The organism is Hypericibacter sp., from assembly GCF_050729195.1.
Classification (GTDB): Bacteria; Pseudomonadota; Alphaproteobacteria; order Dongiales; family Dongiaceae; genus Hypericibacter.
This window is the reverse complement of sequence record NZ_JBOHKS010000213.1, coordinates 1-22,127: the sequence shown is the minus strand read 5'-3', so window position 1 is coordinate 22,127 and position 22,127 is coordinate 1. Positions and strand designations below refer to the sequence as shown.

Annotated in this window: 21 protein-coding genes; 6 read left to right on the top strand and 15 right to left on the bottom strand. The window is 66.4% G+C overall.

Going from position 1 to position 22,127, the window contains the following annotated elements:
* Window positions 1–370, bottom strand: a 370-nt coding sequence (locus ACREE8_RS16970) for an SDR family NAD(P)-dependent oxidoreductase (protein WP_431574187.1), incomplete at its 3' end; no start/stop codon positions are given.
* Window positions 371–405: 35 nt separating this feature from the next.
* Window positions 406–1,053: an ABC transporter substrate-binding protein gene (locus ACREE8_RS16965; protein WP_431574186.1), complete on the bottom strand. Its 648-nt coding sequence runs from the start codon at window positions 1,051–1,053 to the stop codon at window positions 406–408.
* A 489-nt stretch (window positions 1,054–1,542) separates the two neighbouring features.
* Here ACREE8_RS16965 and ispH point away from each other — a divergent pair, with 489 nt between their 5' ends.
* On the top strand, window positions 1,543–2,547 hold the full coding sequence (ispH, locus tag ACREE8_RS16960; RefSeq protein WP_431574188.1) for a 4-hydroxy-3-methylbut-2-enyl diphosphate reductase: 1,005 nt from the start codon (window positions 1,543–1,545) through the stop codon (window positions 2,545–2,547).
* 60 nt (window positions 2,548–2,607) lie between these two features.
* Complete coding sequence (gene hpnH, locus ACREE8_RS16955) at window positions 2,608–3,768, top strand: adenosyl-hopene transferase HpnH (protein ID WP_431574185.1); 1,161 nt, start codon at window positions 2,608–2,610, stop codon at window positions 3,766–3,768.
* Here hpnH and ACREE8_RS16950 read toward each other — a convergent pair.
* The 4 genes from ACREE8_RS16950 to hpnD are packed head-to-tail and all read right to left on the bottom strand — an operon-like array spanning window position 3,727 to window position 8,725.
* On the bottom strand, window positions 3,727–4,437 hold the full coding sequence (locus ACREE8_RS16950) for a hypothetical protein (RefSeq protein WP_431574184.1): 711 nt from the start codon (window positions 4,435–4,437) through the stop codon (window positions 3,727–3,729). The genes hpnH and ACREE8_RS16950 overlap by 42 nt on opposite strands.
* 8 nt (window positions 4,438–4,445) lie before the next feature.
* Complete coding sequence (gene shc / locus ACREE8_RS16945) at window positions 4,446–6,458, bottom strand: squalene--hopene cyclase (protein WP_431574183.1); 2,013 nt, start codon at window positions 6,456–6,458, stop codon at window positions 4,446–4,448.
* A 6-nt stretch (window positions 6,459–6,464) separates the two neighbouring features.
* Window positions 6,465–7,862, bottom strand: coding sequence for a hydroxysqualene dehydroxylase HpnE (hpnE, locus tag ACREE8_RS16940; RefSeq protein WP_431574182.1), 1,398 nt, complete (start codon window positions 7,860–7,862; stop codon window positions 6,465–6,467).
* Complete coding sequence (gene hpnD / locus ACREE8_RS16935; RefSeq protein ID WP_431574181.1) at window positions 7,859–8,725, bottom strand: presqualene diphosphate synthase HpnD; 867 nt, start codon at window positions 8,723–8,725, stop codon at window positions 7,859–7,861. Before hpnD ends, hpnE begins: the two co-directional genes overlap by 4 nt.
* 330 nt (window positions 8,726–9,055) lie before the next feature.
* Between hpnD and ACREE8_RS16930 the strand changes: the two genes are divergently transcribed.
* Window positions 9,056–9,517, top strand: a complete 462-nt coding sequence (locus ACREE8_RS16930; protein ID WP_431574180.1) for a mobile mystery protein A — start codon at window positions 9,056–9,058, stop codon at window positions 9,515–9,517.
* Window positions 9,518–9,525: 8 nt separating this feature from the next.
* Window positions 9,526–10,116 (top strand): mobile mystery protein B, encoded by a 591-nt coding sequence (locus ACREE8_RS16925; protein WP_431574179.1) that lies wholly within the window; start codon window positions 9,526–9,528, stop codon window positions 10,114–10,116.
* Window positions 10,117–10,317: 201 nt separating this feature from the next.
* Here the strand turns inward: ACREE8_RS16925 and hpnC are convergent, their stop codons facing one another.
* From hpnC to ACREE8_RS16880, 9 genes are all read right to left on the bottom strand, one after another.
* Complete coding sequence (hpnC, locus tag ACREE8_RS16920) at window positions 10,318–11,199, bottom strand: squalene synthase HpnC (protein ID WP_431574178.1); 882 nt, start codon at window positions 11,197–11,199, stop codon at window positions 10,318–10,320.
* A 52-nt stretch (window positions 11,200–11,251) separates the two neighbouring features.
* Window positions 11,252–12,442, bottom strand: a complete 1,191-nt coding sequence (locus tag ACREE8_RS16915) for a glycosyltransferase (protein WP_431574177.1) — start codon at window positions 12,440–12,442, stop codon at window positions 11,252–11,254.
* 7 nt (window positions 12,443–12,449) lie between these two features.
* Window positions 12,450–13,667: a 1-deoxy-D-xylulose-5-phosphate reductoisomerase gene (locus ACREE8_RS16910; protein WP_431574176.1), complete on the bottom strand. Its 1,218-nt coding sequence runs from the start codon at window positions 13,665–13,667 to the stop codon at window positions 12,450–12,452.
* A gap of 148 nt (window positions 13,668–13,815) precedes the next feature.
* Complete coding sequence (locus ACREE8_RS16905; protein ID WP_431574175.1) at window positions 13,816–14,313, bottom strand: DUF934 domain-containing protein; 498 nt, start codon at window positions 14,311–14,313, stop codon at window positions 13,816–13,818.
* Window positions 14,300–15,958: a nitrite/sulfite reductase gene (locus ACREE8_RS16900; RefSeq protein WP_431574174.1), complete on the bottom strand. Its 1,659-nt coding sequence runs from the start codon at window positions 15,956–15,958 to the stop codon at window positions 14,300–14,302. Before ACREE8_RS16900 ends, ACREE8_RS16905 begins: the two co-directional genes overlap by 14 nt.
* Window positions 15,959–15,960: 2 nt before the next feature.
* Window positions 15,961–16,281 (bottom strand): DUF2849 domain-containing protein, encoded by a 321-nt coding sequence (locus ACREE8_RS16895; protein WP_431574173.1) that lies wholly within the window; start codon window positions 16,279–16,281, stop codon window positions 15,961–15,963.
* Window positions 16,278–17,690: a siroheme synthase CysG gene (gene cysG, locus ACREE8_RS16890; protein WP_431574172.1), complete on the bottom strand. Its 1,413-nt coding sequence runs from the start codon at window positions 17,688–17,690 to the stop codon at window positions 16,278–16,280. The genes ACREE8_RS16895 and cysG overlap by 4 nt, the downstream gene beginning before the upstream one ends.
* 331 nt (window positions 17,691–18,021) lie before the next feature.
* The gene (locus ACREE8_RS16885) at window positions 18,022–19,008 is read right to left on the bottom strand and encodes an aldo/keto reductase (protein WP_431574171.1); all 987 of its coding nucleotides are present in this window, start codon (window positions 19,006–19,008) and stop codon (window positions 18,022–18,024) included.
* A gap of 136 nt (window positions 19,009–19,144) precedes the next feature.
* Complete coding sequence (locus ACREE8_RS16880; RefSeq protein WP_431574170.1) at window positions 19,145–19,825, bottom strand: queuosine precursor transporter; 681 nt, start codon at window positions 19,823–19,825, stop codon at window positions 19,145–19,147.
* 171 nt (window positions 19,826–19,996) lie between these two features.
* Between ACREE8_RS16880 and queA the strand changes: the two genes are divergently transcribed.
* Together queA and tgt are read left to right on the top strand one after the other, a co-directional pair.
* A complete protein-coding gene (gene queA / locus ACREE8_RS16875; protein ID WP_431574169.1) occupies window positions 19,997–21,034 on the top strand; it encodes a tRNA preQ1(34) S-adenosylmethionine ribosyltransferase-isomerase QueA in 1,038 nt (345 codons plus the stop codon).
* Between the two features lie 9 nt (window positions 21,035–21,043).
* Window positions 21,044–22,127: tRNA guanosine(34) transglycosylase Tgt (gene tgt, locus ACREE8_RS16870; protein ID WP_431574168.1), on the top strand; the 1,084-nt coding region annotated here is incomplete at its 3' end.

Genomic DNA, 22,127 nt, shown 5'->3' with positions numbered 1-22,127 from the left:
GATTGACGGAGAGGAGCTTCTGCCAAAACAGATCGTCCTGGCGCGCCATGTCTTCGATAGGAATCGGCTGTTTCGTGCCCGGCGTGCCGGCGTTGTTCACGAGAAAATCGAGACCGCCAATCGCGTTAGCAGCAGCCTCCACCATGCGCGCGGCGTCGCCGCTGGATGCGACATCGCCCGGTGCTGCGATCACGTCGAGTCCTTCGCCGTTGAGCCGCGCCACTTCGATCTCGAGGCGCTGACTGGCCGCCAGATCGTTGATGGCGACGCGGGCACCCGAACGAGCGAACAGCTCGGCCGTTGCGAGCCCGATACCCGACGCGGCCCCCGTGATCAACGCCTTCCTGCCTCTAAGATCGGCACTGATCATCCGGATTGCTCGCTGACCTGGGTTGTGCCGCGCTCTCAGGGCTGGGCGGCGGGCTGACCCTTCGACATCTCGGTGATGCGCTGGTCGAGCGTCGCGATCAGGCCGTCGAAGCCCTTGGCACCCATCACGTCGATGAACTCCGAGCGATAGACCGAAAGCTGGCTGATCGAGCCGTTGAGATAGATATCGATGATTTTGAGCTGGCCCTGGTCGGGGCGCAGCAGATAATCGATGCGGATCGGATCGCCACTGTCGCCGGCAATCTGGTTCTTCACCAGCACCGTGTCCTGGGCCTTCGCCTCCTCGCCCAGGATCTCGAACCGCTGGTTCGAGAAGCCGTCGAGTCGGGAGGCGTAGGTGGCGGTCGAATAGCGCCGGAAGGTATCGACCAGCGTTTGCTTCTGCGCGTCGGTCAGGTTCTGCCAGCGGCTGCCCATGGCGACTCGCGACATGAGCGTGAAGTCGAAGGAGTCGGCGACCACCGGCTCGAGCTCCTTGTAACGGCCGTCATAGCCGAGCGACGCGGCGTTCTTCATCACCTGGAGAAACGCGCCATTGAGCTTGCCGACCAGGTCGCCGGCCGGCGTGGCGACCGCCCGGGCCGGAACGATGAAGGCCAGCACCAGGGTCAGCGCCAAGCCGACCCTGATAAAGGCCATGAAGCGGCGGGAATGGGTTTTCATAGGTCTGGAGTTCTTTCTGCGCCTTCGGGCGGTTCGCCCCATCGGCTCGGAACGCGTCCGATGCCGGCACCGTCAAACGGAGCCTTGGGGTTCTGAGTCCGGTCAAAAAGTCCCCGGCGGCCATCCCCTGCCACCAGTTCGGCAACGCCATAACGTCGCCAAGGGCGCCTGTCGGCACCCGGCGTTGTGCGGTGCGTCATATAGCCATGGGAGGCCCCCCCGGCGCAACCGCGGTCGGCGCCTCGTAGGGTGGGCAAAAATGCCGCATTTCCGGGGATTTGGGTATTTCCCTTCCATCCACCGGGTTGATTTACAGGTACTTCTATGGTCCCAATGCGGGGAGGGGATGGACGCCCGCAAGGGCGGAGGCTAGAAGGCTAATAGTTGAGCAACGGGGTTGGCCATATAAGGTGCCCTAACTCGACCCGCTCGCAGGCCGCGAGCTGTCATCCTTGAGGATCATCGATAGTGAGTGGAGCCAATCAGAAGATGCGCGTGATTCTGGCCCAGCCCCGCGGCTTCTGCGCCGGCGTCGAGCGCGCCGTCGAGATCGTCGAACTGGCCATCCGAAAATACGGCCCCCCGGTCTATGTCCGGCACGAGATCGTTCATAACAAGCGCGTCGTCGAAAAGCTGCGCTCGATCGGCGCGCGCTTCGTCGACGAGCTCGACGAAATCCCCGATGGCGCGATCACGGTGTTCTCCGCCCATGGCGTGGCGCAGAAGGTCGCCGACGATGCGGGTCTGCGCGACCTGCCGGTGATCGACGCCACCTGCCCGCTGGTCGCCAAGGTCCATCGCGAGGGCCAGCGCTATGCCGAGCAGGGCTATGACGTGATCCTGATCGGCCATGAGGGCCATCCCGAGGTCGAAGGCACGCGCGGGCGCATTCCCGGCGGCGTGCATCTGGTCTCGTCGGTCGACGATGTCGACCGCCTGCGGGTGCGCGACCCGGCCAAGGTTTCCTACATCACCCAGACGACGCTGTCGGTGGACGACACCCGCGTCATTATCGACAAGCTGAAGCAGCGCTTTCCGCAGGTCGCCGGCCCCGATGTGCGCGACATCTGCTATGCGACGCAGAACCGCCAGCAGGCCGTGCATCTCTTGGCCCAACATGTCGGCGTGATCCTGGTGGTGGGCTCGCCCAACAGCTCGAACTCGAACCGTCTGCGCGAGATCGCGGCGGAGATGGGGATCCCGAGCTATCTGATCGACACCGCCGAAGATATCGATCCGGCCTGGTTCACCGACATCGATGCCGTCGGCGTCACCGCCGGCGCATCGGCGCCCGAAGAGCTGGTGCAGGAAGTGCTGACTCGCCTCGGCCAGATCGCGCCCGTCGCGATCGAGAATCTCGAGGGCGTGGAAGAGAATGTCCGCTTCAAGCTGCCCGAGATGCTGTGGGATGTCGCCGGTTCGCCCTATGGGCGGATGGGCCGGCCGCAGCCTCGCGAAAGCGAGCGCAACACTGCCGCTGCCTCGGCCGAATGATCCCATCCCTCATCGTCGCCTCATCCGAGCATCGCCCTCGTCCGTGACCAGGAGAGCAGCTTGTCCGTTCCCTTGATTCAAAAGATCCATGTCGGTGCCTATCTGATGAAGCAGCGGCTTCAGGGCAAGCAGCGCTATCCGCTGGTGCTGATGCTGGAGCCCTTGTTCCGCTGCAACCTCGCCTGCGCCGGCTGCGGCAAGATCGACTATCCCGACGACATCCTGAACCGGCGTCTATCGATCGACGAATGCGTCGGTGCCGCCGAGGAATGCGGCGCGCCGATCGTCTCCATCGCCGGCGGCGAGCCGCTGCTGCACAAGGAGATGCCGAAGATCGTGGCCGAGCTGGTGAAGCGCCGCCGCTTCATCTATCTCTGCACCAACGCGCTGCTGCTCGAGAAGAAAATCGACCAGTACAAACCCAGCCCCTATCTCTGCTTCTCGATCCATCTCGACGGCGATCGCGAACGCCACGACAAGGTCGTGTGCCAGGACGGCGTCTATGACAAGGCGACCGCCGCGATCAAGGCCGCGCGCGCCAAGGGCTTCCGCGTCAACGTCAACTGCACCCTCTTCGACGGCGAGCAGTCAGAGCATGTGGCGCACTTCCTCGACAGCGCGATGGAGATGGGCGTCAGCGGCGTCACCATCTCGCCGGGCTATGCTTATGAGCGCGCGCCCGACCAGCAGCATTTCCTCAAGCGCAGCGAGACCAAGCAGCTGTTCCGCGACGTGTTCCGTTACGGCAAGGGCAAGGGCTGGCGCCTCAACCAGTCGGCCCTGTTCCTCGACTTCCTCGCCGGCAACCAGACCTATCACTGCACGCCCTGGGGCAACCCGACGCGCAACGTGTTCGGCTGGCAGAAGCCCTGCTATCTGCTGGGCGAAGGCCATGTCGCGACCTTCAGGGAACTGATGGACGACACGAACTGGGACCTCTACGGCACCGGCAATTACGAGAAGTGCGCCGACTGCATGGTCCATTGCGGCTATGAGGCGACCGCGGTCAACGACACGTTGTCGCATCCCGTGAAGGCGATGATGGCGGCGATTCGCGGACCCAAGACCGAGGGCCCGATGGCGCCCGAGATCGCGCTCGACAAGGCGCGGCCGGCCGAGTTCGTGTTCGAGCGTCAGCTCCGGCACAACATGGACAAGATCACGGCCGAGAAGGAAGCCTCAGCCAAGACCTCGAGCGAGTGCCGCAGCAGCGCGGCCTAGGCTGACCCGCGCGACCCTCGCGTCGCGCGCGAGACGGATCAATCCCAATATCTCGCCGGGCCGGCGCAGCAGCGCGCCGATCAGGGCGCCCAGCCGGACCTTGCCGTCAGGCCCCAGCGCCACCAGCGCCGCCTGCGGCAGGTCGCGTTCCGCCGGATCGAGCACGATGCGCAAGACCGCCATCGGCCGTTCGGCGGCCTTCGCCGCCTGCACCACGCCATGGCTTTCCATGTCGACGGCGTGGGCCTCCGTCCCCATCCCCAACCGCGTCTTGTCGCGCGCGGTCGCGACCGCATGGTCGCTGCCCGCGATCGAGCAGAGGTGATAGGGAAGCTCGGCCTGGGCGAGCGCGCCGGCCAGCGCCGCAACCAGATCGTCGTCGCAATCGGCGGTCTTGCCGTCGGGCATGACGACGCTCTCCGCCAGGAGGATCGTGCCGGGGGGCATCTGCGCCACGAGCGCACCGCAATAGCCGAGGCTGACCAGGCCGTCGCAGCCGCGCTGGATCAGGACCTGCGCCGCGGTCGCGGCGCGGACCGGATCGGCCCCGGCGATCTCGACGAAACCCGCAACCCCCGGATAACGCTGCAGCAGGAGCCGCGCCTCGGCGGCGAATCCGACGATGAAACCCAGGCGGCGGGGTCGATCGGGAACCGCGGCGCCGGTCACGGCCCCGCCTACATGCCCCATTTCACGCGGCGCTCATTGGCGCGCATGAGATTGCCGTAGCGCGACAGCGCCCAGAGCGGGAAGTAAGCGGCGTAGCCGTGATAGCGCAGATAGAAAACGCGCGGGAAACCGACCGCCGTGTACCAGGGCTCGGTCCAGCGCGCACCCTCGCGGGGGGCGGTCAGGATGTAATCGACGCCGCGGCGCACGGCCTCGTCCTCGACATCGCCCGTTGCCATCAAAGCGAGGGTCGCCCAGGCCGTCTGCGAGGGCGTCGATTCCTTCACCTCGGCGCGACGCTCCTGCCAGTAGCTGGCGCCGTCCTCGCCCCAGCCGCCATCCTCGCGCTGGCGCGATTTGAGCCAGGTGACCGCGCGGCGGATATAGGGCGCCTGCATGTCCTCGCCGATGATGTTGAGGGCGCAGAGCACCGACCAGGTGCCATAAACGTAGTTCGTGCCCCAGCGGCCGAACCAGGAGCCGTCGGGCTGCTGCTCGCGCTTGAGATAGTCGAGCGCGCGCGACACGCAAGGATGGTCGCGGCCATAGCCGATCTGCGCCAGATAGCTCAGCACGCGCGCCGTCACATCCTCGGTCGGCGGATCGAGCAGCGCGCCATGATCGGCGAAGGGAATGTGATTGAGATAGTAATGGGTGTTGTCGGCGTCGAAGGCGCCCCAGCCGCCATTCTTGCTCTGCATCCCGATCAACCACTCGGTCGCGCGGTCGAGCGAGGCCTGGATCCGGGGATCGGTCGCGGCACGGCCGGAGCGCGCCAGCGCCATGCCGACCACGGCGGTGTCGTCGACGTCGGGGTAATGCGCATTGCGGAACTGGAAGGCCCAGCCGCCGGGACGGACATCGGGCCGGCGCGAGATCCAGTCGCCCCCGACATCGAGAATCTGGCGCTCCAGCAGCCAATCGACGGTCTTGTCGAATCTCGGATCCTTGCCGTCCGCGCCCGCTTCCATCAGCGCATGCCAGGCGAGACTCGTGTCCCAGATCGGCGACAGGCAGGGCTGGCAATAGCCCTCGGCCGGAGACTTCACCAGGAGCTTCCGGATCGCCGACATGGCGGTCACCCGGTGCGGGTGATCCTTGGGATAGCCCAGCACGTCGAATGCCATGACCGAATAGGCCATGGCCGGATAGATGCCGCCCAGCCCATCATCGCCATTGAGGCGCGGCACCACGAATTCGATCGCGCGCTGGATCGCGCGCTCGCGCATCGGGCGCGGGAAAAAGCGCTCCAGCGGCCGCAGGATGCGATCGAGCCAGAGAAAAGCCTCGCCGATCCATTTGCCGGTCGGATTGACCAGGTAATGCCGTTCCTGCTCGGGCGGCGTGACGAACAGCTCCCGGATGCCGATCTGCTTGGGGTTGCGCGCGCGCGGCCGCTTGGCCATCACGACCAGCATCGGGGCCAGCACGGTGCGCGACCAATAGGCCACCTTGTCGAGATGGAACGGGAACCATTTCGGCAGGAGCATGATCTCGACCGGCATCACCGGCACCGCGCGCCAGGGGATCTGGCCGAAGAGGGCCAGCGCGATGCGGGTGAAGACATTCGCGCGCGCGGCACCGCCATGGGCCAGGATCGCCTCGCGGGCGCGGCGCATATGCGGCGCCTCGATATCGTCGCCGGCGAGCTTCAGCGCGTAATAGGCTTTGACCGAGGCGCTGATGTTGAAGTCGCCTTCATGGAACAGCGGCCAGCCGCCATGGCTGCCCTGGATGCGCCTGAGATAACGCGCCAGATCCCGTTCGAGCGGCTCGTCGATCTCGTTCAGGTAATGCTCGAGCAGGATGTATTCGGCCGGGATCGTCGCATCGGCCTCGAGCTCGAAGCACCATTCGCCGTCGCGGGCCTGCAGGCCGAACAGCGCGGCCGTCACATTGTCGACGGCACGATCCACCCGGCTCAGCAGCAGGGGATCCGGGCGCGTCGAGGCGAGGCCCGCCTCGTCGGAACGCGGCGTGCCCAGCGGCGGCAAAGTGGAGTGAGGCGTTCTCTCGTCCATCCGAACTCAATTCAAAGCCGGCACGCGACCTTCTGCCGATGAGGAGGCCTCGCGCCAGGAGGCCCTGGCGCTGGCGGAAGCCCCCGTCGCCGGCGTGGAGCCCAAGCCCGACCGGCGTCCCGCCGTCGCCGTCGCGCCGACGGCCAGCGCGGCCGCGGTGGCCCCGGAGCGGATCGCGCCTTCGATTGTGGCGGGCAGTCCCGTCTCGGTCCAATCGCCCGCGAGCCACAGATTGTCAAGGGTTCCAGCCGCCGCGGGCCGGCGCAGCAGTTGGGCAGGGGTCTGGGCGAAGGTGGCCTGCTTCTCCTTGACGATGCGCCAGGGCGGCAGGGAGGCCCCCGCTTGGCCCAGGGCGGCCGCCACGTCGGCCCAGAGACGGGGCGCCAGCGCCTCGGCCGGCTCGTCGGCGAGCCCGTCGGCCGCGCTGACGGTCACGCTGGCCACGTCGCCGCGGAAGAACACCCAGTGGGCCGTGCCGCCCAGAAGCGCCAGGAACGGAATGCCGTTGGCCGGCGCGTAAGGCTGGGGCAGCCGGTAATGGGCGTTGACGATGGCCCGCATCTCGGTCGGCACCGCCAGATCCGGCAGCAGCGAGGCGGCGACCGGGGCCGGTACCGCCAGAACCACGCGATCGCCAGGCCCCAGCGCGAGGCTGGCGGCATTGAACTGCAGGGCCGCGACGCGGCGGTTCTCGATCGCCAGGCTGCGCAGCCGCGTCGCGAAGCGCGTCTCGACGCCGAGCAAGGCCAGCCGCCGCAAGGCCGGCTCGATGAAGCTTTCGGAGAGGCCCTCGCGCACGATCAGCGCGCGGCAATCCCGGCCGCCGTTGGCGAAGCTCAATCCCAGCATCCGGCCGAGGAGCCAGGCCGAGCCTTCCTCGGGCGCGGTGTTGAGCACGGCCACGGACAAAGGCTCGACCAGGGCGCGATAGACCGGACCCTGGGCGGGCGCCAGCGCCGCCACGGTCTGGGACCGGTTCGCCCGCATCAGGCGCCACAGCACCGCATAGTCGCGGGCGCGGCTGCCGGGAACGCGCCGGCGCTTCGACAGGATCCACCAGGGCAGGCGACCGGCATTGGGCCGGAGCGTGAAGCGCGTGCCTGTCGCGAGATCGAGATAGGGGAACACGGGTTCGGGCTGCTCGATCAGGCTGTCGCGAGCGCCGATGGCGGTGAGGAAATCGAGCGCGGCGCGGTTGGCGCTGAAGAGCAGATGGTTGCCATTGTCGATGCGCCGCCCCAGCTCGCGATCCTCATAGGAGCGGCAGCGCCCGCCGGCATGATTGGCGGCCTCATGGAGCAGGACGCGTTCGCCGGCCTCGGCCAGCCGCAAGGCGGCGCTGAGACCCGCAAGCCCGGCTCCCACGACATGAACGACGCCGCGTTCCGCAAGCCCGGTCGTCACCACAACACCTTGGCGAGCGCGATGCGAAGCTTCTCGCCTTTGGTCAGCCGGACCTTCGGCTCGAGCCGGCGGAAGCCCAGCGCGACGAGCTTGGCGAGCAGGCGATGATAGATTCCCTCGATGATGCGGGCCGGCGTCATCTGTCGGCGTGGCAGCTGGCGCAGCGCCGCGCCGGCTTCAACGAAGCGCAGCTCGGCGGCGCGGGTGACCTCGAGACAGACCTGCGGCAATGCCGGATGTATGACGGCCGCGGCCGGCGTCGCCGGCACGCCATGCAACTGCAAGAGCTCGCGCGGCAGATAGAGCCGGCCGTCGCGCGCATCCTCGGCGACGTCGCGCAGCAGATTGGTGAGCTGGACCGCTTCGCCCAGCGAGGTCGCCAGCCGATAGCCTTCGGGGCCCGGCGCGCCGAACACATGGACCGAGAGATGTCCGACCGCGCCCGCGACACGCGCGCAATAGAGCCGCAAGGTGGGCCAGTCGGGCGCCACCACCGGGCCGTTGGCATCCATCTCGCAGCCATCGATCACGGCGAGGAAATCCTCGCGGCGCAGCGCGAAGCGCGCGACCGGCTCGACCAGCGCGCGCGCCACCGCATGGGTCGGCCGGCCGGCATAGAGCCGCTCGATCTCGGCGCGCCATTCGGCAAGACCGGCGCGCTTGCTCTCGAGCGGCGCGGGCTCGTCGGCGATATCGTCGACGGCGCGGCAGAAGGCATAGATCGCGAACATGGCTTCGCGCTTGGCGCGCGGCAGCAGCCGCATCGACCAATAGAAGGACGTGCCTGACCGTTCGACCCGTTCGGCCATTTCGGCACGGTCAGCATCGTCGGCGCGCCACGCCTGTGTCGCTTGGTCGGCCATCAGATAGGAACTCGCTTTCACCTTTGTCGGGCGCAGAATAGCCCAGGGCGCCGCTGTCACGAAACCCAATTACACTTGTAATTTCAATGGCCTGCAATGATGTTGCCGGCCAGCGTGCGAATCTGTCAAACCGTTTCATGGGCGTCATCGGCGGTATGCCAAGTACGGAGCTCGGCAAAACAGCACTTCAATTCACGAGCCGGATGTTTCAGTGTCAACTTATATATTGACATATGTAGTAAATTCGTAAACTTATAAATTGACAAATTGATAATTTTGTATACTTTAAAGGATACTAATTGAGAGAAAACGTAAGCACATGGGTTGACAATGGCAGCCAAAACCATCGCCCGGCAGCAATATCGGCGCATCGTCGATAGCGCCGCACGTCACGCCGACCTGCGTATGCCACCCGAAGGCTGGCTGAGGACCCTGCGCAAGGCGCTTGGCATGTCCGGGGTTCAACTTGCAAAGAAGATGAGGGTCACGCGAGCCCGCATCGCACAGGCTGAACGCGCCGAGCTGGACGGTGCCGCTACTTTGAAGTCCATGAAGGCGGCCGCCGAAGCCATGGGCTGTCGGTTCGTGTACGCCGTTGTTCCTGAAAAGCGCATTGAAGACGTCATCACGGCACAAGCCCGGAAGAAGGCCTTGGCGCTAGTCGGCGCGGCCAGCACCCACATGGCCTTGGAAAATCAGGCCCTGCCAAATGACAAAATCGCTCAGGAAATCGAACGCCTCACGCGCGAAATGGCGCAGGAGATGCCTCCCGATCTCTGGAACGACAAATAACGGCTGCCATGGAGTACCCCGACGGAGCGACGCCGCTCGATCCCAACGAGATCGGTGGTTTGAAGTTCAGGCACATCACGACGCGCGAGGAGCTTGATGAGCTCGAGCAGGCGAATATCGAATCCGGCATGCGCTGGCTGGCACGCTACAGAGGCGACGTACTCACGGACGCCTTTGCCGTCGCCCTCCATAGCCGGTTGTTCGGCGAAGTATGGGATTGGGCAGGCTCGTTCCGGCAGACCGGCAAGAATATCGGTATCGATCCAATCTACATCGGAGTGGAGCTTCGCGCGTCGATGGATGACGCGCGATACTGGGCCAGCCACGGAACCTATCCCGCTTCGGAAGCAGCGATCAGGCTGCATCATCGGCTCGTCCAGATTCATCCATTTCCGAACGGCAATGGCAGGCATGCCCGCATCCTGGCGGATAAGGTGCTCGTGCGCGTGTATGACGCCCCACCCATCGATTGGGCTGGCGGGCATGACCTCGGGAAACTGAGTGAGCGGCGAGCCGCATACATCGCCGCACTTAGGGCGGCGGATCGAGGCGACATCGGCCCCCTGCTCGCTTTTATTGGCCCGCGTGCAGATCTCTAGACAGTAGCCCAACTCTCCAGCCCCAAAGACTCCAAAACTGCATGTGGATGCGAGCGGCGTCGACCGATGTATGATCGCGATCTCGATTCTTCGGAACCTGTGGACCCGATCGAGCCAAGACTCTGCTTCCGACGGGCCGGCTTCCGGTGCGTTGTTCCCCATCAGAGAACGCCGCTGCCCCCGGTAGATGGGGCCACGGATTCACCCTTTTGGCGGTGCGCTGGGCCGCGGCGTGCGCAGGACCAGCACCATGCCCCAAAGCCCGGCCGCCGCGAACTGGCCCTTGCTCAGCTGCACGCGGGTCGCCACCGGATCGCGCCGGCTGAGCTCGATCAGCAGCCGGTCGGCGATGCGCCAGATGAAGGCCGCCTCCATCGCGAAACGCCGGCTGCGGAATTGATCGGTCAAGGGCCGCGCCTGGCGCACCAGGTCGGCCGTATGGTCGAGGCAGCGATCGATGACCTGGCGCAAGGCCGGCGTCGAGGCGGGGCCATCGAGATCGGCAATGGCGCCACCGGCCTCGATCAGCCAGGGCTCCGGCAGATAGACCCGATCGAGCGCCCGGTAATCCTTCTGGCAATCCTGCAGATGGTTCAGCACCTGGAGCGCGTTGCAGAGCGCGTCGGAGGCGACATAGCAATGGCGGCCCTCGCCATGAAGGTCGATCAGATAGCGACCGACGGGCGAGGCCGAGTTGTTGCAATAGCCCATCAGGTCCTCCCAGTCGCGATAGCGTCCCTGGATGGCGTCCTGCTTGAAGGCGATGGTTAGATCGGTGCCGTGGCGAAAGGGCACGCCGGTCTCGATCATGCTGGCGCGCAAGGCGAGCGCCTTGGCGTAGTCGGGACCGCCCTGACCGGTCGAGAGCGCCTCGGCAAAGCCGTCGAGGCGGCGGATCTTCTCCGCGGCCGGCAGATCGGGATTGTCGGCGATGTCGTCGATGGTGCGGGCGAAGGCGTAATAGCGCGCGATATGCGGGCGCAAAGCCGGCGGCAGGAGCCAGGAGCCGACAGGAAAATTCTCATCGCCGGCGCCCTTGCCCGAGGGAGTCTCGACGGCACTCGCGAGGCTGCTGTCTTTCATCGGCCTTTACCTAGCCGCTCGAGAGCGGCTTGGCCAGACCGTCGGGCCTGCGTCATGGCGCCGGGCGATCGGCGGTGCCGGCACGGCCATAGTCGCGGCCCTTCCAGCGATTGCCGCCGCGCCGGTAATAGAGCCGCGCGGAATCGATCGTCATCAGCGTGTAGAGCAGCCCCGCCTTGGGCAGCAGCAGCGCCTCGACCGGCGAGCGGCCATAATGGCGCAGCATCGGCGCGTAGGAAGCGGCCATCAGCAGCCAAGCCAGCACGCCGAAGAGGCCGGCCTCGAAATCCTCATGGAGCGGCCAGGTGAGCACCAGCAGCGGCGGCGCCAGATAGAGCAGCAGCATGCCAATGACCGTGCCGATCAGCAGCAGCGGCGAATGCATCAGCTGCGTATAGGCGGAGCGCGCCACCATGCCCCAGATCGGCCCCAGCTTGGTGTAGCCGCGCAGGCTCGTGCTGTCGTCCGCCAGGCCGAGCCAGAGCCGGCCGCCGCTTTCCTTGACCGCGCGCGCGAGCGAGCAATCGTCGATCAGCCGGCCGCGAATGGCTTCGACACCGCCGATGCGGGCGAGCGCCGCGGCCCGGATCAGCACGCAGCCGCCGGCCGCGGCCGCGGTCCTGCGGTTGGGATTGTTGGCCCAGGAGAAAGGGTAGAGTTTCTGGAAAAAATAGACGAAGGCCGGGATCAGGATCCGCTCCCAGAAGCTGGCGCAGCGCAGCCGCGCCATCAACGAGACCAGATCGGCCTTGCGCGCCTCGGCCTGCGCCATCAGCCGGCGCAACTGGTGCGGGCCGTGGCCGATATCGGCATCGGTGAAGAGGAAGAACTCGACATTGGGATCGAGCTCCTTGGCGCGCTCGACGCCCTGGGCCAGCGCCCAGAGCTTGCCGGTCCAGCCTTCGGCGAGAGGGCCGCCGGCCAGGACCGTTACGGACCGGTCGGCGGGCGCCGCACGCGCCACCGATGCCGCGATCTCGCCGGTGCCGTCGCTGCTGCCATCGTCGACCAGCAGGACCGAGAGCGACCCCGGATAGTCCTGGGCCACCAGACGTTCCAGCACTTCCTTGATGGTCTCGGCCTCGTCGCGGGCCGGCAGCACCGCCACCACGCGGGGCCAATGCGTTGGGTCCTTCGGGTCCTGCGGCAGGTGCTCGCGCGCGCGCCAGAAGGCACCATGAAACAGGAGCAGATAGAGCCAAGCCGTAAGGCTGATCACGCCGATCAAAGACAATGAGGACATGGGCCGTTTAGCGGGCTGCGGAGCGACTTTCGACCTGACGGCGGGCTTCGGCCCGCGATGATTGATCCGCGACCGCCACTTCTTCGAGATCGGCCGCCGCACCCGCATTGACGCGGTCGAGGCAGCTCTCGACGATAGCCGCAATATCGAGGAACGCGATCCGTCCATCGAGGAAGGCCTGGACGGCGACCTCGTTGGCGGCGTTGAGCACGACCGGCGCGCCGCCGCCGGTCCGCAAGGCCTGACGCGCCAACCGCAAGGCCGGGAAACGAATCTCGTCGGGCGCCTCGAAGGTCAGAGTCGAGACCTTGGCGAAATCGAGCCGCTCGCTCGGGCACCCCATGCGCTTGGGCCAGGCCAGCGCCACCGCGATCGGCGTGCGCATGTCGGGCGTGCCCAGTTGTGCCAACACCGATCCGTCCACGTAGGACACCATCGAATGGATTACCGATTGCGGATGAACCAGCACGTCGATGCGGTTCTCCGGCATACTGAAAAGATGCTGCGCCTCGATGATTTCAAGGCCCTTGTTCATCATGGTCGCGGAATCGATCGAGATTTTTGCGCCCATGCTCCAATTGGGATGTTTCACCGCTTGGGCGGGCGTGGCGTTCTTCATCACCTCGTGGCTCACGGTGCGGAAGGGACCGCCGGAGGCCGTCAGGATGATGCGATCGACCGCCTCGCGGCGCTCGGTCTCGAACACCTGGAAGATCGCGCTATGCTCGGAATCGACCGGCAGCAGCGTCGCCTTGTGACGCTTCACTTCGCCCATCATCAGGGCGCCGGCGCAGACCAGGGTCTCCTTGTTGGCGAGCCCGATCACCGCCCCGCGGCGCACGGCGGCCAGCGTCGGCTTCAGGCCGGCGGCGCCCACGATCGAGGCCATCACCCATTCAGCCGGCCGTTGCGCCGCCTCGGTCACGGCCTCGGGGCCTGCCGCGAGCTCGGTGCCGGTTCCCGCCAGCGCTTCCTTGAGTTCCGCATAGCGCGCCGGGTTGGCCACCACCGCCAGCTTCGGCTTCAGCAGGCGCGCCTGCTCGGCCAGCAGCGCGACATTGTCGCTGCCGGTCAGGGCCTCGATCCGATAGGCCGCCGGGTGGCGCCGGATCAGATCGACCGTATTGCGGCCGACCGAACCTGTGGATCCCAGGATCGTGACACTGCGCGGCGCGGCGGAAGGTACGGGTTTGAGGACGGCGTCGCGCGCCGTTCGGGTCGACATTGGAAGGGGAACTCCTAGCCCAGGGCCAGGAGCGACCCTAACACGGAACAATCCGGGCGGGGAGGGGAAGGATCGGGGCCGAAACGCCGCAACGGTGCCCTAAAACCCCATAAAATGAGTATGTTACGGGGATTACAGCAAGAACGGCCTAGCCGGCGCGGCGATGGCGCAGCGAATTCACCGTCTGGCGCTCGTCGGCGGCGCGCTGATACCAGGCGCCGAACTCCGAGACCGCCTTGATCCAGGTCTCGGCCGCATCCTCGCGGGCGATCTCGAAGGCGTCGAAGCCGCAACGATGCAGATAGAGCAGTTGGTCGCGCAGGATGCGGCCGACGGCCCGCAGCTCGCCCTCATAGCGATAACGCTGCCGCAGCAGCCGCGCGGTCGAATAGCCGCGCCCGTCATTGAACTTCGGGAAATCGACCTCGATCAGCTCGAGGCGCGCCAGATCGGATTCCAGGGTCTCGACCAGGTCGGCGGGCTCGAGCCGCACGCCGAGCGGCCAGCCGCGCGCGATCAGCGCCTCGCGATCCGCCGCCCAACGCTTCAGGCTGACGACGATGTGGCCTTCGGCCGGCACCGCATCGTCATCGCCGACGAAATGCCAGGGGTCATCGATGACCCGGCCATATTTAAGCAGCGGCATAAAGCTTCTCCTTGAAAGGCGCCATCCCGACGCGCCGATAGGTGGCGAGGAATTTCTCGCCCTCCAGGCGCAGCCCGAGATAGGTGTCGACGATGGTCTCGATGGCGTCCGCCACCTTTTCGCGCGGCACGGACGGTCCGATGATCTTGCCCAGGCTCGACTGCTCGTCGGCGCTGCCGCCGAGCGTGATCTGGTAGAACTCCTCGCCGTTCTTATCGACGCCGAGGATGCCGATATGGCCGACATGGTGATGGCCGCAGGCATTGATGCAGCCCGACATCTTGATGCGCAGCTCGCCGATATCCTGCTGGCGCTCGATATCGGCGAAGCGCCGGCTGATCGCCTGCGCCACCGGAATGGCGCGGGCGTTGGCGAGGCTGCAATAATCGAGCCCCGGGCAGGCGATCATGTCGGTCACCAGGCCGGCATTGGCCTCGCCCAGATTGAGCGATTTCAGCACCGCCCAGACGGCCGCCAGATCGGACTGCTTCACATAGGGCAGCACCAGGTTCTGGTCGTGGGTCACGCGGATCTCGCCCAGGCTGTGGCGATCGGCGAGATCGGCCAGCGCATCCATCTGATCGGAGGTGGCGTCGCCCGGGACGCCACCGATCGGCTTCAGGGTCACGGTGACGATGGCGTAGCCCGGCTGCTTGTGCGGCGAGACATTGCCGCGGGCCCAGCGCGCGAAACTGCGGTCGTCGAGCTTGGCGGCGATGAATTCCGCCGAATCCGCCGGCAGGGTTTCATAGACCGGCGGCGCGAAGAAAGCATGGATGCGATCGATTTCCGCCGGCTGCAGATCGACCGTGCCCTCGGCCTTGATCTTGAGGAACTCCTCCTCGGTCTGACGCGCATATTCGGCAGCACCCAGCGAGCCCACGAGAATCTTGATGCGCGCCTTGTAGATATTGTCGCGCCGGCCGGCGCGGTTATAGACGCGCAAGGCCGCCTCGAGATAGGCGAGCAGGTCCTGCTTCGGCAGGAAGTCGCGGATGGTCGGTGCCAGCATCGGGGTACGCCCCTGCCCGCCGCCGATCATGACCTCGAAGCCGACCTCGCCTTCGGCGTTGCGCTTGATGGCGAGGCCGATGTCGTGGACGCGCAAGGCCGCGCGGTCGTGGGCGCTACCGGTCACCGCGATCTTGAACTTGCGCGGCAGGAAGGTGAATTCCGGATGGAAGGTCGACCATTGCCGGATGATCTCGCACCAGGGGCGCGGATCCTCGATCTCGTCGGCGGCGACGCCGGCGAACTGATCGGCCGTGGTGTTGCGGATGCAGTTGCCGGAAGTCTGGATCGCATGCATCTCGACCTCGGCCAGGGCCGCGAGGATGTCGGGCGAATCGGCGAGCCGCGTCCAGTTGAACTGGATGTTCTGGCGCGTGGTGAAATGGCCGTAGCCGCGGTCCCAGCGCCGGCCGATCTCGCCGAGGCGGCGCAGTTGCACCGAGGAGAGCGTGCCGTAGGGGATGGCGATACGCAGCATATAGGCATGGAGCTGGAGATAGAGGCCGTTCATCAGCCGCAGCGGCCGGAACTCCTCTTCGGAGAGCTCGCCCGAAAGCCGGCGGCGCACCTGGTCGCGGAACTGCGTGACGCGCTCCTCGACGATCTGCCGGTCGTAGCTGTCATAGCGATACATCGTCAGTCTCTCCCATTCGCCGTCCGCCGCGGTTCGGCGGCGGGCGTGAAATCATGCGGCACGGTCGGCCCCTCGGCGCGGATGCGCTCGCGCCAGCTCTTATGCTGCCAATGGCCGGGCGTGCCTTCGACCTCGACCAGATAGGGACCCACGACGATCTGCTTGGCGACGTCGGCTTCGGCCAGCGCCAGCAGCGCCTTCGCCTCGGCCTCGCCGACGACGCCCTGGGCGCCGTCGATACGCGTCGTCCAGCTTCCTTCCGGGGTGCGATAGACCACGGCGCCCTCGACCAGCTCGTTGGCGGTGACGATCTGCGAGGTCATGCGCGCAACCGCTCCGCGGCGAGGCTGGCGCTCTCGAGCGCCGACTGTCTTGCACCCGCGGCCACGTCGCCGATCAGGATGATCGCGGGACCGGAGATTTCGTGGCGCGCCACCAGCGCTGCCAAATCCGCGATTGTGCCAGAGAGCACGCGCTCGTCGGGGCGTGTCCCATTCTCGATCACGGCGACCGGCATCGAAGGATCGAGCCCGCCCTCGAGCAGGCGCTGCTGCAGCCGCGGTGCAGCGCCGATGCCCATATAGATCGCCAAGGTGCGATGGGGACCCGCGAGGCTCGACCAGTCGAGTGCGGGCTCGCCCTCGGCCCCTTCGGCGGTCGCGAAGATCACGGCCTGGGCCGCGTCGCGATGGGTCAGGGCCACGCGCGCCGACGCGGCGCAGCCCAGCGCCGCGGTGATGCCGGGCACGATCTCGACCGCGATGCCCTCGCGTTCCAGATGTTCCAGCTCCTCGCCGCCACGTCCGAAGATGAACGGATCGCCGCCCTTGAGCCGCACGACACGATTGCCGGCATGGGCCTCGCTCGCGAGCAGGCGGTTGATCTCGGACTGCGGCAGGCTGTGATGGCCACGCGCCTTGCCGACCGCGATGCGCCGCGCGTCGCGGCGCGCCAGATCGAGCACCGCCGGCGCCACCAGCCGGTCATAGACGATGACGTCGGCTTCCTGCAGCAGGCGATGCGCCTTCAAGGTCAGGAGCTCCGGATCGCCGGGGCCGGCCCCCACCAGCGCCACGCGGCCTTGCGCGGGATCGTTGGCGGCGGCGCTGTTGACCAGCGTCAGCATGCGCTCGGCCGCCTGGCTCTCGCGACCATCGAGCACGGCCGTGGCGACCGGACCATCGAAGACCTGTTCCCAGAAACGGAGGCGAAGCTGGCGGTTGCCGATCTTGGCGGCGACGGCGCCGCGGAAGCGCTCGGCGAAACGCGCGAGCGCGCCCAGCCGCGCCGGCAGCATGGCCTCGATCGCAGCGCGTAAGCGGCGCGCGAGCAAGGGAGCGGCACCCGCCGTCGAGATGCCGATCACGACCGGATCGCGATCGACGATGGCGGGCACGATGAAATCGGAGAGGTCGGCGCGATCGACCACATTGACCGGCACGCGTGCCGCCTTGGCGAGCGCGGCGCCGGTGCGGTCCTTCGCCTTGTCGCCGGTGGCGATCACCGCGAGCGCTGCGCCGATGAAATGGTCAGCGGTCAGCTCTTCGGCGCGCCATTCGGCGGCACCCTCTTCGACCGCGAGCGCCATCTCATGCTCGATGGCCGGGGCCACGACCAGCAGGGAGGCGCCCGCCTTGCGCAGGAGCCGCAGCTTCTGGAGCGCGGTCTCGCCGCCGCCGGCGAGCAGCACGCGACGACCCGAGAGATCGAAGAAAACCGGAAATACGTTCATGGACCGAGGCCCTTTGGAGGCCGAATTCTGGAACCCTTGCCGGTCCCATAGCGGGCCCGCCGGATTTTCCGGCTGGCGAGGGTATTTCACATTTCCAGACGCACAAGAGTCAAACGAAATCCTCTCACCAATCGTGTTATTATAATTCAACACACTAATAATTAGTTAAATATTATCTTGCGTCGACTTCTTTCATATATTTCATCTCGTTAATAGAGATTCAGCGGCGCCAGCAGGAGGCGGCCAGGCTTTTCGGCGATTTCAGCCGTGATGGCGGGCCTTACCGAATTGTCGCAGGGAACGGGGTTGAATTGAGCGATCCCCGGGACCTTCAGAGGCCGAGCCCTTTCATGCCTTCCGGCGTGTAGCGGTCGCCCGCCACCGCCTCCGGCGGGAACATCCGGTCGAGCGTGGCGATCTCCTCGGCCGAGAGCCGGATCGTGGCCGCGCTGGCGTTCTCGATGACATAGGCCGACCGCTTGGTGCCGGGAATCGGGATCACATGGCGATGCTTGCCGAGGAGCCAGGCGAGCGCCATCTGGGCCGGGGTGGCGTGGCGCGCCTTGGCAAAATTGGCCAGCGCATCGGTCAGCTTGCGATTGCGCTCGAGAGCGTCGGCCTGGAAGCGCGGATTGTTGCGGCGGAAGTCCGTCGGTGCCAACGCGTCGGTCGAGGTCACGGTGCCGGTGAGGAAGGCGCGGCCCAGCGGGCTATAGGCGACGAAACTCACGCCCAGCTCGCGGCAGGTCTGGAGCAGCTCCGTCTCGGACTCGCGGCTCCAGAGCGAATATTCGGTCTGCAGCGCGGTGATGGGATGGATCTTGTGGGCGCGCCGCAGCGTCGCGGCCGACACTTCCGACAGGCCCAGCCAGCGGACCTTTCCGGCCTCGACCAGCTTCGCCATCGCCGCCACAGTCTCCTCGATCGGCCGCGCCGGCTCCAGCCGGTGAGCGTAATAGAGATCGATCCGCTCGATGCCGAGCCGGCCCAGCGAGGCATCGCAAGCCTGGGCGATGTAGGCCGGCGAATTGTCGATCCGCCGCTCATAGCGCCCTTCCTGGCGCACGATGCCGAACTTGGTGGCGAGCGTGATCTTCCCGCGATGGTTCTTCAGGAAACGGCCGACCAGTTCCTCATTGTGACCGAAGCCATAGGTGTCGGAGGTGTCGAAGAAATCGATGCCATGCGCGAGCGCTGCTTCCAGGGTCTGCATCGACTTCACGTCATCGCGCGCCCCGTAGAACTCCGACATGCCCATGCAGCCGAGACCGAGGGCGGAAACCTGATGGCCGGTACGGCCGAGCGGACGGCGTTCCATGAGGAGCCTCATGCGGGTTGCGCGGATATGCAGAGAGCTGGAGTCAGGGACTGCAGCAGTCAAGCAAGATGAAGGCGCCGACATCTTTCCTTCCTCTCCTCCGCGTTGCGGGTGGAGAGGAAAGAAGGATCGGCGATCAATCCGTCAGCAGCACTGGATTGAATCGCGTATTGCGGTCGTAGAAATCGATGCCCTCGACGCGCTTGAGCCAGGCGACGACGAGGTAGGTGAAGGGCGTGGCCAGGATCTCATAGCCGACCTTCGAGACCCATTCCGTCCCGGCGGCATTCATCATGACGCCCAGGGGCAGGATGCCGCCGAAGGCGAGGGTCATGAAGATGCCGGTGTCGGCCAGCTGGCCCACCACCGTCGAGCCGATGGTGCGGGTCCAGAGATACTTGCCGTTGGTGGCGATCTTCATCTTCGCCAGCACATAGGAGTTCAGGAACTCGCCCACGAGATAGGCGCAGAACGACGCCAGCAGGATCCGGGGCGCGGCCCCCAGGATCTCGTCCCAGGCGCCCTGCCCTTGCCAGAAATCGGCGCCGGGCAGGATGCCCGCCACATAGATCGCCAGCACCGCCACGAGATTGCAGCCGAAGCCCAGCCAGATCACCCGGCGCGCCTTGGCATAGCCGTAAACCTCGGTCAGCACGTCGCCGATGATATAGCTGATCGGGAACAGCACATTGGCCGCGGTCATGACGAAGCCATGGACCGAGATCAGCTTGACCGCGGTGATATTGGAGATGATGAGGCAGGTGACGAAAAGCCCCGCGATCGCCAGAAGCCGTGGTGAATAGCCGCTCTGCTGCATGATCCCTTTGACCCTGTCGGCCGGCCCCGAAGACCCCGGGGCCCCGGACCGCCGGCGCATCCTGTCGCAGATTGCCGGCCCCTGCGTCAATGGGACCGCCGGCCGCAAGGGTCCGACCGGTTCATGGGCGCTTTCCCTGGCGGGCCCGAGGGCCTATAGGATCGCCCCGCCATGCGTACCGCGGATTTCGATTTCGAGCTGCCGCCCGAGCGGATCGCCGACCGGCCGGCGAGCCCGCGCGATGCCGCGCGCCTGCTCCGGATCGGACGGGACGCCCTCGAAGACCGCATCTTCCGCGAGCTGCCCGAGCTGCTCAGCCCCGGCGACCTGCTGGTGGTCAACGATACCAAGGTCATTCCGGCCCGGATCGAAGGCAAACGCGGGGCCGCGCATATCGAGGCGACGCTGCACAAGGCGGAAGGCCCCGCGGTCTGGCGCGCCTTTGCCCGGCCTGCCAAGCGGCTGAAGCCCGGCGACGTGATCGAGATCGCCGAAGGGTTCCAGGCCCGGGTGCTGGCGAAGGGTGAGGCGGGCGAGGTCACCTTGGAATTCTCGGTCGGCGGCGCCGAGCTGATCGCGGCCCTCGGGCGTCACGGCCAGATGCCGCTGCCGCCCTATATCCCCCGACCCCAGGGCGCGCTCGCCGCGGACCGCGAGGATTACCAGACCATCTTCGCGCGAAGCGAAGGCGCCGTCGCGGCGCCGACCGCATCGCTGCATTTCACGCCGGCGCTGCTCGAGGCCCTCGCGCGGCGCGGCATCGGGATGGCGCAAGTGACGCTCCATGTCGGCGCCGGCACTTTCCTGCCGGTCAAGGTCGACAATATCGAAGACCATCGCATGCATGCAGAATGGGGCGAGATTAGTGCGGCCACGGCCGACGCGGTCAATCGCACCAAGGCCAAAGGCGGGCGCATCGTCGCGGTCGGCACCACCAGCCTGCGCCTCCTCGAAAGTGTGGCCGCTGCCGATGGAACGCTGGTGCCCTTCACCGGCGACACCGCGATCTTCATCACGCCCGGCTATCGCTTCAAGCTGGTCGACCGGCTGGTGACGAACTTCCATCTGCCGCGCTCGACCCTCTTCATGCTGGTGGCGGCCTTCACCGGGCTCGAGCGGATGAAACGCGCCTATGCCCATGCCATCGCCTCGGGCTATCGCTTCTATTCCTATGGCGATGCCTGTTTCCTCGAACCCGAGCCGGTCTAGAGTCCCCGCATGACCCTTCGTTACGAACGTCTGGCCCAGGATGGTGTCGCAAGGCGCGGCCGCCTCCATACCGCGCATGGCATCGTCAACACGCCGGCCTTCATGCCGGTGGGCACGGCCGCGACCGTCAAGGGCATGTGGCCCGAGCAGGTGAAGGCGACCGGCGCCGAGATCATCCTCGGCAACACCTATCATCTGATGCTGCGGCCGGGCGCCGAACGCGTCGCGAGCCTGGGGGGCTTGCATAAATTCATGAACTGGCCGGGCCCGATCCTGACCGATTCCGGCGGGTTCCAGGTCATGTCGCTCTCGGAGCTACGCAAGATCGACGAGGATGGCGTCACCTTCCGCTCGCATGTCGACGGCAGCAAGCATCACCTCAGCCCGGAGCGCTCGATCGAGATCCAGCATCTGCTCGACGCCAATGTCACCATGGCCTTCGACGAATGCACCCCCTTCCCGGCCGAGGAACCGGTCGCGGCCGAATCGATGCGCCGCTCGATGCGCTGGGCCGAGCGCTGCAAGACGGCCTTCAAGGACCGGCCGGGCTATGGGCTGTTTGGGATCGTGCAAGGCAGCGTCTATCCCGAGCTGCGGCACGAATCCTCGGAGTGGCTGACGCGGGTCGGCTATGACGGCTATGCGATCGGTGGGCTCGCGGTCGGCGAGGGCCAGGAGATGATGTTCCGCATGATCGAGGCGACCATCCCGTTCCTGCCGAAGGATCGCCCGCGATATCTGATGGGCGTGGGGCGCCCGCTCGATATCGTCGGTGCGGTCCAGCGCGGCATCGACATGTTCGATTGTGTGATGCCGACGCGCTCGGGCCGCACCGGCCAGGCCTTCACGCGGCGCGGCACCATCAATATCCGCAATGCGCGCCATGCCCATGATCCGCGGCCCCTCGACGGCGATTGCGACTGCCCGGTCTGCCGCGATTATGCGCGGGGTTATATCCACCATCTCTTCAAGGCCGAGGAGATGCTGGGCCCGATGCTGCTCACGGCCCACAACCTCCATCATTATCAGACGCTGATGGCCGGTTTGCGCGGCGCGATCGAGGCGGGTAGGCTCGACGCCTTCGCCGCCGAGG

Excerpts from the sequence above, each read along its gene's own strand:
- ACREE8_RS16885 (WP_431574171.1), bottom strand. The coding sequence starts at position 19,008 with ATGGAACGCCGTCCGCTCGGCCGTACCGGCCATCAGGTTTCCGCCCTC.
- shc (WP_431574183.1), bottom strand. The coding sequence starts at position 6,458 with ATGGACGAGAGAACGCCTCACTCCACTTTGCCGCCGCTGGGCACGCCG.
- ACREE8_RS16915 (WP_431574177.1), bottom strand. The coding sequence starts at position 12,442 with ATGTCCTCATTGTCTTTGATCGGCGTGATCAGCCTTACGGCTTGGCTC.
- ACREE8_RS16930 (WP_431574180.1), top strand. The coding sequence starts at position 9,056 with ATGGCAGCCAAAACCATCGCCCGGCAGCAATATCGGCGCATCGTCGAT.
- ACREE8_RS16965 (WP_431574186.1), bottom strand. The coding sequence starts at position 1,053 with ATGAAAACCCATTCCCGCCGCTTCATGGCCTTTATCAGGGTCGGCTTG.
- queA (WP_431574169.1), top strand. The coding sequence starts at position 19,997 with ATGCGTACCGCGGATTTCGATTTCGAGCTGCCGCCCGAGCGGATCGCC.
- ispH (WP_431574188.1), top strand. The coding sequence starts at position 1,543 with ATGCGCGTGATTCTGGCCCAGCCCCGCGGCTTCTGCGCCGGCGTCGAG.
- ACREE8_RS16880 (WP_431574170.1), bottom strand. The coding sequence starts at position 19,825 with ATGCAGCAGAGCGGCTATTCACCACGGCTTCTGGCGATCGCGGGGCTT.
- ACREE8_RS16900 (WP_431574174.1), bottom strand. The coding sequence starts at position 15,958 with ATGTATCGCTATGACAGCTACGACCGGCAGATCGTCGAGGAGCGCGTC.
- ACREE8_RS16910 (WP_431574176.1), bottom strand. The coding sequence starts at position 13,667 with ATGTCGACCCGAACGGCGCGCGACGCCGTCCTCAAACCCGTACCTTCC.
- ACREE8_RS16895 (WP_431574173.1), bottom strand. The coding sequence starts at position 16,281 with ATGACCTCGCAGATCGTCACCGCCAACGAGCTGGTCGAGGGCGCCGTG.
- ACREE8_RS16925 (WP_431574179.1), top strand. The coding sequence starts at position 9,526 with ATGGAGTACCCCGACGGAGCGACGCCGCTCGATCCCAACGAGATCGGT.
- hpnC (WP_431574178.1), bottom strand. The coding sequence starts at position 11,199 with ATGAAAGACAGCAGCCTCGCGAGTGCCGTCGAGACTCCCTCGGGCAAG.
- ACREE8_RS16905 (WP_431574175.1), bottom strand. The coding sequence starts at position 14,313 with ATGCCGCTGCTTAAATATGGCCGGGTCATCGATGACCCCTGGCATTTC.
- cysG (WP_431574172.1), bottom strand. The coding sequence starts at position 17,690 with ATGAACGTATTTCCGGTTTTCTTCGATCTCTCGGGTCGTCGCGTGCTG.
- hpnD (WP_431574181.1), bottom strand. The coding sequence starts at position 8,725 with ATGGCCGACCAAGCGACACAGGCGTGGCGCGCCGACGATGCTGACCGT.